The organism is Anaerotignum sp. (assembly GCF_030625865.1).
In the GTDB taxonomy this organism is placed as follows: Bacteria; Bacillota; Clostridia; order Lachnospirales; family Anaerotignaceae; genus Chakrabartyella.
The window spans coordinates 1-18217 of record NZ_DAOUQB010000047.1 but is presented as its reverse complement, the minus strand read 5'-3'; the positions used below and the strand labels follow the sequence as shown (position 1 = coordinate 18217).

The following is an 18217-nucleotide window of genomic DNA, read 5'->3' as shown; positions in this document are numbered from 1 at the left end:
GAGTAGTCAACACGTTTTCCCAAAAGGTTCTGACGGAAACGACCCTGCTTACCCTTTAACATATCGGAAAGGGATTTCAGCGCACGATTACCGGGGCCTGTTACAGGTCTGCCACGTCTGCCGTTATCAATCAAAGCATCTACAGCTTCCTGCAACATTCTCTTTTCATTTCTAACGATAATATCAGGAGCACCTAAATCCAATAATCTTTTCAAACGGTTATTTCTGTTGATCACACGTCTGTACAAATCATTTAAATCACTTGTTGCAAAACGACCGCCATCCAGCTGAACCATAGGACGAATATCGGGAGGAATGACAGGAACAACATCCAAAATCATCCATTCCGGTTTATTTCCGGAAATTCTAAAGCTTTCAATTACCTCAAGCTTCTTGATAATACGCACTCTCTTCTGACCGGAAGTATCTTCCAGCTGTGCCTTCAACTCTGCCGCTTCTTTTTCTAAATCAATATCGGATAACAGCTGCTTAATTGCTTCCGCACCCATGGCAGCCTCAAAACCGTTACCGAATTTATCATAAGCTTCTCTGTATTCTCTTTCACTCAACAACTGCTTATACTGCAATTCGGTATTTCCTGCATCAAGGACAATATAAGATGCAAAATACAATACCTTCTCTAAAGCCCTGGGGCTCATGGAAAGAATCAGACCCATTCTGGAAGGAATTCCCTTGAAATACCAGATATGGGAAACGGGTGCCGCCAACTCAATATGACCCATTCTTTCACGTCTTACCTTTGCCTTTGTCACTTCAACGCCACAACGATCACAGATAACACCTTTGTAACGAATTCTTTTATATTTACCACAGTGGCATTCCCAGTCTTTTGTTGGTCCAAAAATTCTTTCGCAGAAAAGACCGTCTTTTTCTGGCTTTAATGTTCTGTAGTTAATTGTTTCAGGTTTTTTAACCTCGCCTCTTGACCATTCACGAATTTTTTCAGGAGACGCCAAACCAATCTTAATGGAATCAAAAACAATTCCCTGTTCTATTTTTTGTGTGTTCATGGTCTTGTTCTCCTTCCTTATTCCTCATCCACGAAATCGTCATCCAGCAGATCCTCTTCAAGATCATCGTCAAGGGTATCATTGCCTTCTTCTTCAGCACTTTCATCGCCCTCAGCACTTTCATCACCCTCAGCAACTTGCTCACCCTCAACACCTTCTTCGCCATCAAAGAGGAAATCAACCAACTCTTCTTCAGCGGTCATAGGTCTTGCACGACGATAATCCTGCTCTTCAGCTTCAAAACCATCAATGTTTACGTTCAAGTCATCCACATCTTCAATGGATTCTTTAATCTCAACTTCTGTTTGGTCTTCACGCAACACACGAATATCCAATGCCAAAGACTGTAATTCCTTGAGCAATACCTTGAAAGATTCAGGCACGCCGGGTTCAGGAATATTTTCACCCTTAACAATAGATTCGTAAGTCTTAACACGACCAACAATATCATCGGATTTCACAGTTAGAATTTCCTGCAACGTATAAGCCGCACCGTATGCCTCCAGTGCCCAAACTTCCATTTCACCAAAACGCTGACCGCCGAACTGTGCCTTACCACCCAAAGGCTGCTGAGTTACTAAGGAGTACGGGCCTGTGGAACGGGCATGAATCTTATCATCAACCAAGTGGTGGAGTTTCAAGTAGTGCATAAAGCCGATTGTTACACGATTGTCGAAGAACTCACCTGTACGACCATCACGCAAGGAAACTTTACCGTCTCTGGAAAGAGCAACGCCTCTCCATTCTTCTCTATGTTCCCTATTTGCATATAACTCGTCAAGGATATCGCCTTGCAATAAAGGCTTCCATCTTGCGGAGAAATCTTCCCAGCTTAAATTTACATAATCGTTAGCCATCTCCAAGGTATCCATGATATCAATTTCGTTTGCACCGTCAAATACGGGGGTGCTGATTTTCCAGCCCAAGGCTTTTGCCGCCAAGGAAAGGTGGGTTTCCAGTACCTGACCGATATTCATACGGGAAGGAATACCCAAAGGATTCAATACAATGTCCAAAGGTCTTCCGTTTGGCAGGAAAGGCATATCTTCCACAGGTAATACACGGGAAACAACACCCTTATTACCGTGACGTCCAGCCATCTTATCACCAACGGAGATTTTTCTCTTCTGGGCAATATAAACACGTACCAGCTGATTTACACCAGGGCCTACATCGTCACCGTTTTCTCTTGTAAAGATCTTAACGTCAACAATAATACCTGTTTCACCGTGAGGTACACGCAAAGAAGTGTCTCTAACTTCTCTCGCTTTTTCACCAAAGATGGCACGAAGCAGCCTTTCTTCTGCTGTCAGTTCTGTTTCACCCTTAGGTGTCACTTTACCAACCAAAATATCGTTGGGGCGCACTTCCGCACCGATACGAACAATACCTCTTTCATCCAAATCCTTTAATGCATCATCACCCACATTGGGGATATCTCTTGTAATTTCTTCAGGTCCCAGTTTGGTATCTCTGGCATCTGCTTCAAACTCACTGATATGAACGGAAGTATAAACATCTTCCTGCACCAGTCTCTCACTGAGTAAAACAGCATCCTCGTAGTTGTAACCTTCCCATGTCATAAATCCGATGAGAGGGTTTTTCCCCAAAGCCAGTTCTCCATCACAAGTGGAAGCACCATCAGCAATGATTTGGCCTGCTTCTACCCTATCACCTACATTTACAATTGGCTTCTGATTCAAACAGGTGCTTTGGTTACTTCTTTGATATTTTACCATTTTATATCGATCTCTTTGGGATGCATCATTGCGCACAACGATTTCATCCGCCGAGATTCTTTCCACAATACCGTCATTCTTTGCAATGACACAAATTCCGGAATCCTTTGCGGTTTTGTATTCCATACCCGTACCAACAATGGGGGAATCCGTTACCATCAAAGGCACCGCCTGACGCTGCATGTTAGAACCCATCAAAGCACGGTTCGCATCATCGTTTTCCAAGAAAGGAATCAACGCCGTAGCAACAGAAACCATCTGCTTAGGGGAAACGTCCATCAGGTGAATTTGACTTCTGTCAACCTCAATAATGTCTTCTTTATGTCTACCCGTTACTTTTTTATGCACAAAGTGTCCCACTTCATCCAGGGGTTCGTTTGCCTGGGCAACGTTGTAATTTTCTTCTTCATCCGCAGTTACATAGATAAAGTCCTCTGTAACCTTTGGTTCTTCTCCGCTATGGTCTACCTTTCTGTACGGTGCTTCAATGAAACCATATTCATTGATTCTCGCAAAGGTAGCAAGGGTATTAATCAAACCAATGTTAGGGCCTTCAGGCGTTTCAATAGGACACATTCTGCCGTAATGGGAATGGTGAACGTCTCGAACTTCGAAGCCCGCTCTTTCTCTTGACAAACCGCCGGGTCCCAAAGCAGATAAACGACGCTTATGTGTCAACTCAGAAAGAGGATTGTTCTGATCCATGAACTGAGACAACTGAGAGCTTCCGAAGAATTCTTTGATTGCAGCTGTTACAGGACGAACATTTACCAGTGCCTGAGGTGTAACAACGGCCAAATCCTGGGTTGTCATTCTTTCCCTTACCACTCTTTCCATTCTGGAAAGACCAATACGGAACTGATTCTGCAACAATTCACCAACGGAACGAATACGTCTGTTACCCAAATGGTCAATGTCATCCACATTGCCGTATGCATAATCCAAATGCAACACATAATTAATGGAAGCAAAAATATCTTCCAAAGTAATATGCTTGGGAATCAATTCATGAATATTTTCCTTAATGGCAGCGGCAACTTCCTCTGCACTTTGGTACTCTTCCAAAATCCGTACCAATAAAGGATAGTAAACCATTTCTCTAACGCCAAGATCTTCCGCTTTTAAACCGAATTCTTCAATATAACCATCAATAGCTACTGCCTGATTGCTTAAAACCTTCAGGATTCTGTCTTCCACTTCAATATAAACGCAAGGAACGCCTGTGTTTTGAATTTCTTCACACATTTCCATGGTCAGTATTGTTCCTGCTTCCGCAACAACCTCACCTGTCATAGGGTCAACCGCGTTTTCTGCAAGCTTTGCACCACGGATACGGTTCTTAAGGGCAAGCTTTTTATTAAATTTATAGCGGCCAACCTTTGCTAAATCATAACGCTTAGGATCAAAGAACATTCCATCCAATAAAGATTTGGAGCTTTCCACAGTAGGTGGCTCACCGGGACGCAGCTTTTTATAAATTTCAATCAAGCCTTCTTCATGGCTCTTGGAAATATCTTTTTCCAATGTAGCCAAGATTTTTGGCTCTTCCCCAAACATTTCAAGAATTTCTGCATCTGTTCCAAGGCCCATAGCACGAATTAGGACTGAAACAGGTACCTTTCTGGTACGATCCACACGAACATAAAAAACATCATTGGAATCCGTTTCATATTCCAGCCACGCACCTCTATTGGGGATAACCGTGGCAGACATTAACTTCTTACCAACCTTATCAAAATCAGAAGCATAGTAGATGCCGGGAGAACGAACAAGCTGGCTAACGATAACACGTTCCGCACCGTTAATAATAAAGGTACCGGTTTCGGTCATCAAAGGGAAATCGCCCATAAAGATTTCCTGTTCTTTTAATTCATCCATTTCTCTGTTGTAAAGTCTGGCTTTCACTTTTAAAGCAGCTGCAAAAGTTGCATCCCTTTCTTTACATTCTTCAATGGAGAATTTGGGTTCGGAATCCAAAGAAAAATCAATGAATTCCAGTACAAGGTTCCCGCTAAAGTCTGTAATGGGGGAGACATCCTCAAATACTTCCTTCAGCCCCTCGTTTAAAAACCACTGGTAGCTGTTTTTCTGCACTTCAATCAGGTTGGGCATTTCTAAAACCTCATTGATTCTAGAATAGCTTTTTCTGGTTTTGTCACCGAAATGGAGTGCATGAATTCTGTTTTTTTCCATCTTGTCACCTCTCGAAATAATGATTGCACCGACATGACCACCGCTTCCACAAAGTAAGCGAAAAAGGGAACTTCCCTTGTCTAAGCACAAAAAATTTAGAATTACCTAAACAAAGCTAGACCTTTGCCTGCACCGCCTTTGATCAGCGGCCATGACAAAAGCCTCTTTCCTCAAGAAATTCTAATCTTTACTGTTGGGTATCGTGCCAAATGACTTCACACCCTCATATAAATTGAACAAAAACAACCTCCAGACAACGCAAAAACAGTTCATAATATCTAACAAAGTAGGCAAATTCAACGAAAAATCAATCAGTTTCAAAAATCCTGTTGAACTTTATTTTCCATTGTGCTATACTGCTTTTAAGTTGGGATATTGTCTATATTCGCCAATGTGTGAAATATTTTACCATTAACAAGGCTTGCTGTCAAGCCTTTTTTTATAGGCTTTTTCTTGATTTTTTCTTTAAACTTACTTAAATAAAAAGTTCCAGCTTAATTATCCTTTCAAACCCCTCTATTTTCTGGTCTAAAAATGTCATTTTTTCAATTTGCATAATTTTTCAGTCAATACGTTCATGAATTTCAGTGGTATTTTTTTTATTCTTAAATGAAAATTTCTGTATTTTTGTAAAAAATTATTGTACTTTTTTTAGTACAAATACATTTTTGTACCTCATTCTCTTTCATTTACATAAAATTGTTGCTACACTCTCTGGAGAGGTGTTTATATTGAATAAAGAAAATTATCAGCTTATACTGGACAAAACTTTAAAACAATTGGAATTATCCAAAGAGCGGCCGAAGCTATTGCTTCATAGCTGTTGCGCACCATGCTCTTCCTATGTGTTGGAATATCTTTCTACCTACTTCCATATTACCGTTTTCTACTATAACCCCAACATTTCTCCCCAAGAGGAGTTTGTATTTCGGGCAAAGGAGCAGCAAAAATTAATTGAACAAATGCCCCTTGCCTCCCCCGTTTCTTTCCTGTTAGGCGAATACGATACTGACGCTTTTTTTTCTTTGGCAAAAGGCCATGAAACAGAACCGGAAGGCGGCCCAAGGTGCAAAGCCTGCTATCTTTTGCGCCTTCGCAAAACAGCAGAAGAAGCAAAAAAGAGAGGCTTTGATTACTTTACAACTACCTTGACCATAAGCCCCCACAAGGATGCCCAAGCAATCAATCACATTGGCAAACAGCTGGCTGTGGAATATAATATACCATATTTGTTTTCCGACTTTAAAAAACGTAATGGCTTCCGTCGTTCCTGCCAACTTTCAGAGACTTACCAACTTTATCGCCAAAATTATTGCGGATGCCCTTATTCAAAAAAGGAAGCAGAACAACGTAGCCAAACAAATGAAATCTAGGACAATGTCCTGCAAATGAAATTTAGAAAGGATTTTTATTATGAATAACCGCCAAAAGGGCATTTTGTGTATCATCTTGTCCTCTTTTTCTTTCGCCCTGATGAACCTCTTTGTCCGTCTATCAGGAGATTTACCCCCAATACAAAAAAGTTTTTTTCGAAACATCGTGGCAGTGATTTTTGCTTTTATCATTTTGCTGAAGGAAAAGCCCAACCTGTCTTTAGATAAGGAATCAATAAAATATTTGCTCTATCGTTCCATCTTCGGGACCATTGGCATTGTTTCTAATTTTTATGCGGTGGATCATCTGGTGCTTTCCGACGCATCACTGTTAAATAAAATGTCGCCTTTTTTCGCCGTTCTATTCGGCATACTAATTTTAAAAGAAAAAATCAACCTATTTCAGTTGTCTTCCATCATTGCGGCCTTCATTGGCGTCCTTTTCGTAGTAAAACCCACAAGTCTGAATATGGATCTTTTCCCTGCTTTAATTGGTCTGATGGGAGGTATCTGCGCAGGAGCCGCTTACACTTTTGTACGGGCAATGGGACAACGGGGAGTGCAAGGCTCCATCATCGTTTTCTTTTTCTCTGCCTTTTCCTGTGTGGTAACATTGCCCTTTTTGATTTTTCAATTCATCCCCATGAATTTTAATCAAGTAATGGCCTTACTTTTGGCTGGCCTTGCCGCTACAGGGGGACAATTTGGGATAACCGCCGCTTATTGCTACGCACCGGCAAGGGAAATCTCAGTTTTTGATTATTCTCAAATTCCCTTTGCTGCATTATTGGGCTTCTTCGTTTTCGGACAAATACCTGACCATTATAGTTGGCTTGGATATTTTATTATCTGCTGCACAGCGGTAGCCATGTTCTTTTATGTAAACGGTCATTTTCATAAAAAAACAGAATCTGTTACAAAATAGCACATTATAAAACCAACCGAACAAAAAAAAATTAGCTCATCATGTTTTCTTTGTATCAAATGTACTCAAACACATCCAAAGCAAAGAACCCATAATGAGCTTTCTTTTTACTAGAGCTGCCCAAGGTAAATGTAAACTTTACCTCAATTAACTCTTATTCTTCTTCCAACTTTAATACACTCATAAACGCCTGTTGAGGCACTTCTACACTACCAATCTGGCGCATACGTTTCTTGCCTTCTTTTTGTTTCTCAAGCAGCTTCTTTTTTCGAGAAATATCTCCGCCATAGCATTTTGCCAAAACATCTTTACGCAGTGCGCTAATGGTCTCTCTTGCAATAATTTTGCTGCCGATTGCCGCCTGAATAGGAATTTCAAACTGATGTCTGGGGATTTCCTTCTTCAGTTTTTCGCACATCTTTCTGCCTCTTTCTATAGAAGAATCCTTATGCACGATAAAAGACAGGGCATCCACCGCTTCTCTGTTGACTAAAATATCCAACTTAACCAATTCACTTTCCTTATAGCCGATTAAAGAATAATCAAAGGAAGCATAGCCACGGCTTCTGGACTTCAAAACATCAAAGAAATCATAAATTATTTCATTCAAAGGCATCTCATAGGTTAACACTGCCCTGCTATCATCCAAATATTCCATGCTGATATATTCCCCACGTCTTTGCTGGCAAAGCTCCATAATGGCACCAATGTAATCCTTAGGAAGCATAATTTCCGCCTTTACAATTGGCTCCTCCATTTTGGTAATACGCGCAGGGTCAGGCATGTTGCTTGGGTTGGATAAGTCAAAACTCGTTCCATCTGTCAGGTATACCTTATAAATAACACTGGGCGCCGTTGTTACCAAATCCAAATTATATTCTCTTTCCAGTCTTTCTTGAACAATTTCCAAATGCAATAGCCCCAAGAAACCACAACGGAAACCAAAGCCCAAAGCCACAGAAGTTTCGGGTTCAAAAAAGAGCGCCGCATCGTTTAACTGCAATTTTTCTAACGCATCCCTTAAATCAGGATATTTCGCCCCATCCACAGGGAAAATACCGCAATAAACCATAGGATTCACCTTTTTATATCCCGGCAACACCTCAGCAGTAGGATGAAGGGCATCCGTAACCGTATCACCTACGCGGGTATCTGCAACATTTTTAATACTTGCCGTAAAATATCCTACCATACCAGCGTTTAATTCATCCGTAGGGATAAATCGTCCCGGACCAAAAATACCAACCTCAATCACATCAAATTCCTTGCCTGTTGCCATCATTCGAACCTTGCTACCCTTGCGTACAGAACCGTCGAATACACGCATTAAAACAATGACACCACGATATTGATCATAAACGGAGTCAAAAACCAAAGCTTTTAACGGTGCATCGGGATCGCCTTTTGGTGCAGGAATATCAGTAATAACACGTTCCAAAACCTCTTCAATGTTAATCCCGTTCTTCGCAGAAATTTCAGGGGCATCCATGGCAGGAATCCCAATAATGTCTTCAATTTCCTGCTTTGCCCACGCAGGGTTTGCACTGGGTAAATCAATTTTATTGATAACAGGGAAAATTTCCAAATTATTATCCAAAGCCAGATAAACGTTGGCAAGGGTTTGGGCTTCAATACCTTGGGCAGCATCCACAATTAATATAGCTCCCTCGCAAGCCGCTAAACTTCTGGAAACTTCATAGTTAAAGTCAACGTGCCCCGGCGTATCAATTAAGTTATACTCATATTCTTCGCCGTCTTTTCCACGATAAATAAGACGCACCGCCTGAGATTTAATGGTGATGCCCCTCTCTCTTTCTAAATCCATATTATCCAAAACCTGCTCTTGCATTTCTCTATCTGTAAGCAAGCCTGTTTTCTGAATCAATCTGTCCGCCAAAGTAGATTTGCCGTGATCAATATGTGCCACAATACAAAAATTTCGAATTTTTTTTTGTCTGTCGGACATGTAGTTCCCTCCTAAAATTTTTATTTACTTACGGAGAACAAACTCTCCATGGAAAAATCCAGCTTTGCACCTCAAATCTGTTCATAATTGAGGCAAAAATATCTATATTCTCCGCTAAAATCCTACCGATTATATCATAAAAAATGCTGTTAAGTCAAAGAATTTCGGGCTTTCAATAACGCAGTTCCAATTTTATTAGAAATGCTATTTCTCTTTTTCTTCTTTTCTTTTTCTTCGTTCAACAAAAATAACCCAACATACAGCACAGAGGATTCCCAATATCCAAAACAGCCAAGAGGCTTGTTTGAATACCACACCTAATAATACAAAAACAATAATCCCTATTTGAAAGAAAAATTCCGTTTTCATTGGTGCTTTCTTGTTTTCTTTCCCGTCGTGCATTATAATCTTCCTCTCTTATTTTGTACGTTCCACTCGTCCATCAGTATAACATAAACCCCTAGAAACAACCATACTTTCATATATTTCCCATGGAGGAAAACAATTTATAAGGATTTTCTTTATATTTTTTTAGAATATCTTAAGCGTCGCTTAAGCTTGCATTCATAAATTATACACATTTATATTGTACACTCTAGGAGAAGTCAAAAGGACGCCCCCTTTTACTTCTTCCCGTGGCTTCTTCCCCGAGGGGCTACGGGTCCCTTCCCAAACTATTGAAATTTAAAGCGATTGTTAATAGAAGATAAGTACTCTCCCCTAGAAAAGAAAAAACAGCCTGATAGGCTGTTTTTTCTTTTCACCAATATTATTTACATGTAGCTTCTTTTCCAAACAGAAGGAGAAAATATCATAATAATCGGGAAAATTTCCAATCTTCCTAACAACATATCAAAACATAACACCAATTTAGAGAAATCCGAGTAAAAACTGTAATTCTCGATTGGTCCAACCTTAGCCAATCCTGGTCCAACATTTCCCAGACAAGTCAATACCGAGGATAATGAAGTAGTAAAATCATAATTATTGATCGAAATCAAAAGGAATGACCCAAGTATTAAAAAAAGATATACAATAATAAAACCCGCTACACCATGAACTACTTCTTCATCCACCTTATGACCGTCCAGTTTTATAATATTTACAGATCTTGGATGAACAATTCGTCGTATTTCTCGTCCCGCCATTTTAAGCAATATAATCAAACGTGAAACCTTAATGCCCCCACCGGTTGACCCGCCACATGCACCAATAATCATCAAAATAACCAAGACCGTTTTAGACAGCTCCGGCCAGACATCAAAGTTTGCTGTGGCAAAACCCGTTGTACTGATAATTGCCAAAACTTGAAAAGCTGCATGGCGAAAAGCACTCTCAAAAGTAGGATATAGGCTTAAAATATTGATAGTAATCATTCCTATGGCACCTAGGATAATAAAGAAATAATATCTTAGTTCTTCATTTTTAAAGATATTCTTAACATCCTTGATGAAAAGCAAATAATATAAATTAAAATTCACACTGAACAAGAACATAAAAATAGTAATAACATACTCGTAATAAGAATTTTCATATGCCGCAATACTTGCATTTTTTATGGCAAATCCGCCTGTTCCAGCTGTGGAAAATGTATTTACAATGCTGTCAAATAAGGGCATACCGCCAAAAAACAGCAACACTATCTCCAGTACTGTCAATATAACATACATTTTATATAAAAGCTTTGCTGTTGATTTCACCGTGGGTACCAGTTTGCTTACCACAGGTCCCGGTGCTTCCGCACGCATTAAATGCATGGACCGTTCGTCCACTGTAGGCATAATGGCCAACATAAATACTAAAATGCCCATGCCCCCGATCCAGTGGGTAAAACTTCTCCAAAATAAAATACTCATAGGCAAGCCTTCTATTTCCGTAAGTATAGAGGCCCCTGTTGTTGTAAATCCTGATACTGTTTCGAAGAAGCAATTTACAGCTCCCTGAATTGCTCCGCTAAAGTAAAACGGCATTGCGCCAAAAAACGACATAATAATCCACGCAAGAGCAACAATGATAAATCCCTCACGTCCATATATTCTCCTGTTCTTGGGCTCAGCTTTTGAAAGGATACTGCCAACAACCATTGCGATAAAAATGGTAAGGCCAAAAGCAAAAAGTGCCTTTCTTTCCCCATAAAACAAAGCAATCAAACCAGGAAAAAATAAAAATAAACCTTCAACCCGCAGGATGTTGCCCAGTATATAGGCCATCATATGATAATTCATAATTATTCTCCATAATATTCTTGAATCTCATTTATATCTGTCAGATGTTTTTTCGTAGTAACAATAACGACATTATCGCCCTTCTCAATTGCATCCTTCCCGCTGGGGATAATGATTTGGGTTCCTCGAATAATTGCGGCAACGATAAGTCCGTCTTTTCTATTGTAGTCTTTTAGGGGAATGCCAACAATAGGCGAATCCTCCTTCACCTGAAACTCCACTGCCTCTACCTGATCATTTATCAAGGTATGCAGCGTAACAACATTGTTACTTCTTTCAGAATTTTTCATAGCTCGAACATAACGTACAATGTTTTGCGCCGCTATGGTTTTGGGTGAAATAAAACTATCAATATTCAGATTGTCCAAAATTTCGTGGAAAGAAATTTTGTTGATTTTTGCAATCACTTTTGAAACCTTTTTTTCTTTGGCATACAATGCTGTAATAATATTCTCTTCATCCATACCCGTCAAGGTAACAAATGCATCTGTTTTTTCCAAACCTTCTTCGTGTAACAACTCTTTGTCTGTGCCATCTCCGTGAATAATAACAGAATCCGGCAAAACCTCACAAAGATATTCACACCGCTTTAAATCTCTTTCAATAATTTTAACTTTTACATGAATGGCGTTTAATTCTTTTGCCAAATAATAGGCAATCCTACCACCACCAATAATCATCACTGATTTTACACTGCTGCGAAAAATTCCAATAGCACGGAAGAACCTTGCGATTTCTAAATGAGAGGCCGTAATATTGATTTTATCCCCCGATTTTAATACGAAGTCTCCGCTGGGGATAACCACCTCGTCCTCCCGTTGCACCGCGCAAATTAGTATCTTTACTTGAAACTCCTTATAAATTGCCCATAGCGGCATGCCATTTAGGGGGCTATGAGCCGGTATTTTTAATTCTACCAACTCAACTCTTCCCCTAGCAAAAGGTTCTATTTTAATTGCCGAAGGAAACCGAAGCAGGCGGGAAATTTCCGTTGCAGCTGCCAATTCAGGATTTACTGCCATGCTCAACCCCAGTTCATCCTTAATCAGGTTCATTTGTGCAAAATATTCGGGATTTCGTACGCGGGCAATGGTATTCTTTGCCCCTAACTTTTTACCCAATAAACAGCAAAGCATATTTACCTCATCCGCAGAAGTTACTGCAATTAGAATATCTGCATTCTTCACCCCTGCATCTCTTAAAACATACGCTGTTGCACCATTACCTTCAATGCAAAAAATATCCATGGTATTACCTGCATTTGTCAAGACAGAGGGATTCCTATCTATTACAATTACATCATGTCCTTCTAAGGAAAGCTGGTTGGCAATTGTACTACCCACCTTGCCATCCCCCACAATTACGATTTTCAATCCATTCCCTCCTAAGTCTGAATCTCCCAAAATACAGCATTTTATCCCACTAATTATTTTCTATTCTAACATTTCACCTATCCGAATACAAGGCAATTCAAATAAATAAGTATTCCAAGTCCTGTAATATATAAAAGCCCCCTTTTTATATGCAATCCTCCAATAAGGATATTTACGAATCATAATTGTTTCGCATACAGCCAAACAACTGCCAATGAATTGTAAATAAACTCTATTTATTAATGGTGATTTCAAAAAGGAGATACATTGTCTTTACAGACTACATATCTCCTTTTTTATTTTAGTGAAAGTTCAGGTCAAAAGTCTAATTCTGTTGTAAATCAAACGAAATTGTTTTTATTGTTTCATAGGAATCAAATTCTTTCATAAACAGTTTATCCGCTAATGAAGATACTCCATTTTCAAGTAACTTTTTATGTCTTTTGCCATTCAAATGTAATGATTGTGTAAACCAATCAAGTAAATCAGTATCTTCATCTATATGACCTTTTTTGAGTAGAAATCTGATAAGCATTGCCCAAATAAAAGCAAGCTTAGAAAAGAGAAAAGCCGTAGGACCTAAAATCCTACGGCAAATCTTAAAAACTGAAAACATCCTTATTGATACGAGGCAAAAAAAGCCGCCTTTTTAACAATTTACTTACACTTTTCTTTTAAAACATGAGGTACATCCGAAAGGGAAACCACGGTTTTTTCTCCCGTTTCCATTTCTTTCAATTCCACCGTGCCGTTTTCCAATTCACTGTCACCGATGACAACAGCATATTTTGCACCAATTTTATTTGCATACTTCATTTGGGCTTTCACGCTTCGTTCTACTGTATCACAGTCCGCAGAAATTCCCGTCTTTCTCAAAGTTAAAGCCAATCCCTGGGCTTTCAGGAAACCTTTTTCTCCCATAGAGCCGATAAATACATCTCTTTGGGGTGTTTCGGCAATCTTTCCTTTCTGCTTTTCCAAAATCATAACCAGACGTTCGATTCCCAGCCCAAACCCTACAGCACCCGTTGGCTTTCCTCCACATTCCTCAATTAAGTTATCATAACGTCCACCGCCGCAAACGGTCAGCCCATCGGAAATAAACTCAAATACTGTTCTGGTATAGTAGTCTAACCCTCGCACAATTTTGGGGTCTATGGTAAAGGCAATGCCCATTTCAGTCAAGATATCCTGCACTTTTTGGAAGTGCTGGGTACACTCCTCATCTAAACAGTCTAATACAGAAGGTGCATTTGCTATAATCGCCTTGCAGCCTTCTTCTTTACAATCCAAAACTCTTAAGGGGTTCTTCTCAAAGCGTTCTTTGCAGGTTGGGCAAAGCTTGTCCAAGTTTTGTCCAATAAAATCTTGCAAGGTTTTATTGTAACGACTGCGGCATTCAGGACACCCTAAGCTATTCATGCGTAGTTCAACACCCTGAATCCCCATTTCTTCCAATAAAGCCGCCGCTACGGAAATGGACTCTGCATCCTGTGCAGCACTATAGGAACCCAGCATTTCCACCCCAAATTGGTGAAACTGACGCTGACGCCCGGCCTGGGTGTTTTCACAGCGGAAGGTAGGGGAAATGTAGTAGAGCTTCGTTGGCTGTGCTTGATTGTGCATACCATGTTCAATATACGCACGGGCAACCCCTGCTGTCCCTTCGGGGCGTAACGTTAAAGACCTGTCACCATCATCCGTAAAGGTATACATTTCTTTTTGCACAATATCCGTTGTTTCTCCAACACCGCGGACAAAAAGCTCTGTAAATTCAATTATGGGCGTTCTGATTTCGCCAATGCCAAAAGTATGACAAATATTTCTCATCTTTTTCTCAACCTCTTGCCAAACGGTTACCTCTGCCCCAAAAATATCTTTTGTCCCTTTCACCAACTGAATCATTTCCATCCTCCTTTAGGTAGTCCTTTTTTCTTACGTTCAATCATTTCTTCGATCCTTGTAATATAATCCTCAACACTCTTAACATTAAAAATGCGCTCTATTTTATCCGTAACCGGATCTACAACTTTTGTACTAGCTCCTGCTCCCGCCGCCAAAACGGTCTGCTTTTCTTCCATGATTTGAACGTTATATTTTCCTTCTTTTCCAGGATGACAATATCCTACGTTTTCAAAATTACCCACCATATTTTTCTGGCGGTACATATAATAAGGCTCCATACCCATTTTCCAGGCATATTCCGCCGCTATCCCAAGCATTTTCTCCAAGGACTCCGCCGTTGACAACGTATGCTGGTCAAATTCCTCTTTCAAACGGGAGGCACGTTTCACCGCAAGGGTATGAACCGTAATATTATCCGGAGCCAAAGCCATGATTTCCTGCATGGTGTTCTCCACATCCTGCGGTTTCTCTCCCGGGAGCCCCAAAATCAAATCCATATTGATATTTTCATGCCCTACAGCTCTCGCTTCATGAAAAACACGACGAATATCTTCTACGGAATGCCTTCTTCCGATACGGTCTAAGGTTTCCTCATTCATGGTCTGGGGATTGATGGAGATACGGTTTACACCATATTCCTTCATTATTCGCAGCTTCTCCTCGGTAATGGTATCAGGCCGCCCAGCCTCAACGGTGTATTCCATATTTTTTGTATCAAAAAGCATAGCCACTTTGTCCAAAAGCCGTTTCAATTGCTGTTCAGACAATGAGGTGGGTGTACCACCGCCGATGTAAATATTCTTCAGATGAAAGTCTTTGGCATACGCCGCAAGATACTCCAGCTCCAAAAACATGGCTTCCAAATATTCATCCACCCTATTTTTATACTGTGCTAAGGGATAGGACGTAAAGGAGCAGTATAAGCACCTAGTAGGACAAAAAGGAATCCCAATATAAAGGCTAATATCGTCGGGCTTGTTCTCCCCTAAAATCATTTGCTCTGCCTTGGCTACAGCAAGGGCCAATTTTGCTTTATGCTCCATGACCAAATAGTCTTTTGTTAGGTAGGCAAGGCAAAATGCCTCATCCTTTCCCTCAGCCAAAAGCCCACTGATAATCTTGGCAGGTCGAACTCCTGTGAGCAACCCCCATTGAGGTCGCAATCCGGTTTCTTCTTTTAACAACTCATAAATTGCCCATTTCACTAAGCGTTTTTCTTCTTTTTCGACTATGCCATCCTGATACTCTGTGAACCATTCCAACACTTTTTCCCCATCACGATAAAGCATTGCCGAAGCAATGCCCTTTTCCATACAACTTACAACCGACACCCCCAAAGGGGCAACCTCATCCCTGCGGTTATAGTGAAGATTGGGATAAAATACCTGAATCATAGTCTGTACATCATTTTGCAGTTCATGTCCTTGCAGAATATAATATATCATTTGTAAATCCCTTTACTAAAATAATTTTTCGCTGTCCAAAAGCAAAGTAACAGGGCCATCGTTTACCAAGGCAACTTTCATATCAGCCTGAAACTGACCTGTGGCAACTTTTTTAACAGGCATTTTCTTTGCTTTTTCGCATAATCTCTCAAATAATCCTGCTGCAACATCAGGCGCAGCACCGGAGGAATATCCCGGTCTTCTGCCCTTTCTTGCATCGCCATATAACGTAAAGTTAGGAACAATAAGCAATTCTCCTTGAATGTCCAGCAAGGATAGATTCATTTTTCCGTTTTCATCTTCAAAAATGCGGAGATTTACAACCTTGTCTAGCATATATTCCATGGTTTTTTCATCGTCGGTTCCCAGCATACCGAAAAGCACCATAATGCCCTTCCCGATTTCGCCAATCACCTGACCGTCCACCGTAACACTCGCTTCTGTCACTCTTTGTAATACTGCGCGCATAAGCCCCTCCTATTTCTATCCCGAAACACGTTCAATATCTATGACATCCTTCACACCCTTGATCCGCTTTGTAATTCGCACCAACTGATCTTTGGTTCTGATTTCCAATGTAATATTAAAAATTGCCAACAAATCTTTGGTTGTACGGATGTTAAACCCTTTTACCGACACATCTTCATCTGCCAAAAGGCGGCTAATTTCGAACAAAAGCCCCGTTCTGTCATTGGCAATGACCCGTATCTCCGCCAAGTAGGCGGCACTTAAAACATCCCCATGGGTATACTGGGCATCCCATTCCGCATTAATTAGGCGTCCCCGCTCTTCATCATCCAAGTTCAAAATATTAATACAGTCTGTTCGATGAATGGTCACGCCACGGCCTCTTGTAACAAAACCGATAATTTCATCTCCTGGCACAGGGCTGCAACACTTTGAAAAACGTACCGGCACATCGCCTATGCCTTCAACCACAATCCCACTTTTATTCTTTTTCTTCTTGGGAATGGGTTTCTGATCAACTTTTTTTTCAAAATCCTGCAGCATCTCCTCTGCAGTCTGGGTTTTTCGTTTTTCTTTTAAATATTCATCTATCAGTCGATTAACGACCTGGCCTTCCTTAATTCCGCCATACCCGATGGCAGCCATAATGGAATCCCAATTTTTGAAATCATATTTATTCAAAAGCAGCTCTGTCCACTCAGGACGTAGAAGATCATTGGGCGCATACCCCTTTTTCTTCATATCGCTGGCCAACATTTCTTTCCCACGAAGAATATTCTCTTCTTTTTCTTCCTTTTTAAACCACTGCTTGATTTTTGTTCTTGCCTGAGAGCTTTTTACTAACGTAAGCCAGTCTCGGCTTGGTCCTTTTGAATTTTGGGAGGTCATGATTTCAACAATATCCCCATTTTGAATATGATAGTCAATGGTCACCATCCTGCTATTGACTCTGGCTCCCACCATCTTATTGCCCACCGCAGAATGAATCATATACGCAAAGTCAATGGGTGTGGAGTCCTTTGGCAGCTGAATCACTCTTCCCTGAGGGGTAAAAGCATAAACCTGCGTGGTAAATACATTTAAGTCCAGCTTTATGGTATCCAAATATTCCTTATTATCGGACATATCTCTTTGCCATTCCAAAATCTGACGTAACCATACCAGCTTTTCTTCTTCTGTTTTATCGCTAGAATCACCGGTTGTACCTTCTTTATATTTCCAATGGGCAGCAATGCCGTATTCGCTGGTACGATGCATGTCCCAGGTACGAATTTGAATTTCAAAAGGCTGTCCGTTAGGGCCAATCAACGTGTTATGCAAAGATTGATACATATTAGGCTTCGGCATAGCAATATAATCTTTAAACCTGCCAGGTATGGGTTTATACATTTCATGTATAACACCTAACACACCATAACAATCTTTCACAGATTCAACGATAGCTCTAACAGCAAATAAATCATAAATTTGATCAATGGTTTTCTGTTGTCCAACCATTTTTTTATAGATACTAAAGAAGTGTTTTGGTCGCCCCTCAACTTCAGCTTTGATATCTATTTTTTCAATTTCTATAT

The 18217-nt window shown here is 40.3% G+C and carries 11 protein-coding genes and 1 pseudogene; 2 read left to right on the top strand and 10 right to left on the bottom strand.

The genetic code is table 11. The annotated features are described in order from the left end of the window. Together P9Q65_RS11520 and rpoB are read right to left on the bottom strand one after the other, a co-directional pair. Positions 1-1031 (bottom strand): annotated as a pseudogene (locus P9Q65_RS11520) (DNA-directed RNA polymerase subunit beta'); the annotation flags it as partial. Positions 1032-1048: 17 nt separating this feature from the next. Beyond that, positions 1049-4963 (bottom strand): DNA-directed RNA polymerase subunit beta, encoded by a 3915-nt coding sequence (rpoB, locus tag P9Q65_RS11515; RefSeq protein ID WP_304509572.1) that lies wholly within the window; start codon positions 4961-4963, stop codon positions 1049-1051. A 728-nt stretch (positions 4964-5691) separates the two neighbouring features. Between rpoB and P9Q65_RS11510 the strand changes: the two genes are divergently transcribed. Both P9Q65_RS11510 and P9Q65_RS11505 read left to right on the top strand, forming a co-directional pair. Beyond that, positions 5692-6336, top strand: coding sequence for an epoxyqueuosine reductase QueH (locus P9Q65_RS11510; RefSeq protein WP_334307203.1), 645 nt, complete (start codon positions 5692-5694; stop codon positions 6334-6336). Between the two features lie 40 nt (positions 6337-6376). Next, complete coding sequence (locus P9Q65_RS11505; RefSeq protein WP_304509570.1) at positions 6377-7261, top strand: DMT family transporter; 885 nt, start codon at positions 6377-6379, stop codon at positions 7259-7261. Between the two features lie 154 nt (positions 7262-7415). Here P9Q65_RS11505 and lepA read toward each other — a convergent pair whose 3' ends face one another. The 8 genes from lepA to P9Q65_RS11465 all read right to left on the bottom strand — a co-directional run. Continuing rightward, complete coding sequence (gene lepA / locus P9Q65_RS11500; RefSeq protein WP_304509569.1) at positions 7416-9227, bottom strand: translation elongation factor 4; 1812 nt, start codon at positions 9225-9227, stop codon at positions 7416-7418. Positions 9228-9431: 204 nt separating this feature from the next. After that, positions 9432-9596, bottom strand: a complete 165-nt coding sequence (locus tag P9Q65_RS11495) for a hypothetical protein (protein WP_304509568.1) — start codon at positions 9594-9596, stop codon at positions 9432-9434. Positions 9597-10000: 404 nt separating this feature from the next. Further along, positions 10001-11452 carry a TrkH family potassium uptake protein gene (locus P9Q65_RS11490; RefSeq protein WP_304509567.1) on the bottom strand — a complete coding sequence of 484 codons (1452 nt, stop codon included), beginning with the start codon at positions 11450-11452 and terminating at the stop codon, positions 10001-10003. A 2-nt stretch (positions 11453-11454) separates the two neighbouring features. Next, a complete protein-coding gene (gene trkA, locus P9Q65_RS11485; RefSeq protein WP_304509566.1) occupies positions 11455-12825 on the bottom strand; it encodes a Trk system potassium transporter TrkA in 1371 nt (456 codons plus the stop codon). 657 nt (positions 12826-13482) lie between these two features. Next, the gene (gene hisS, locus P9Q65_RS11480) at positions 13483-14730 is read right to left on the bottom strand and encodes a histidine--tRNA ligase (RefSeq protein WP_304509565.1); all 1248 of its coding nucleotides are present in this window, start codon (positions 14728-14730) and stop codon (positions 13483-13485) included. Then, a complete protein-coding gene (hemZ, locus tag P9Q65_RS11475; RefSeq protein ID WP_304509564.1) occupies positions 14727-16175 on the bottom strand; it encodes a coproporphyrinogen dehydrogenase HemZ in 1449 nt (482 codons plus the stop codon). Before hemZ ends, hisS begins: the two co-directional genes overlap by 4 nt. 15 nt (positions 16176-16190) lie before the next feature. Beyond that, positions 16191-16643, bottom strand: a complete 453-nt coding sequence (gene dtd / locus P9Q65_RS11470) for a D-aminoacyl-tRNA deacylase (RefSeq protein ID WP_304509563.1) — start codon at positions 16641-16643, stop codon at positions 16191-16193. 15 nt (positions 16644-16658) lie between these two features. Further along, positions 16659-18217 (bottom strand): RelA/SpoT family protein (locus tag P9Q65_RS11465; RefSeq protein WP_304509562.1); only part of this gene is annotated, 1559 nt, incomplete at its 5' end.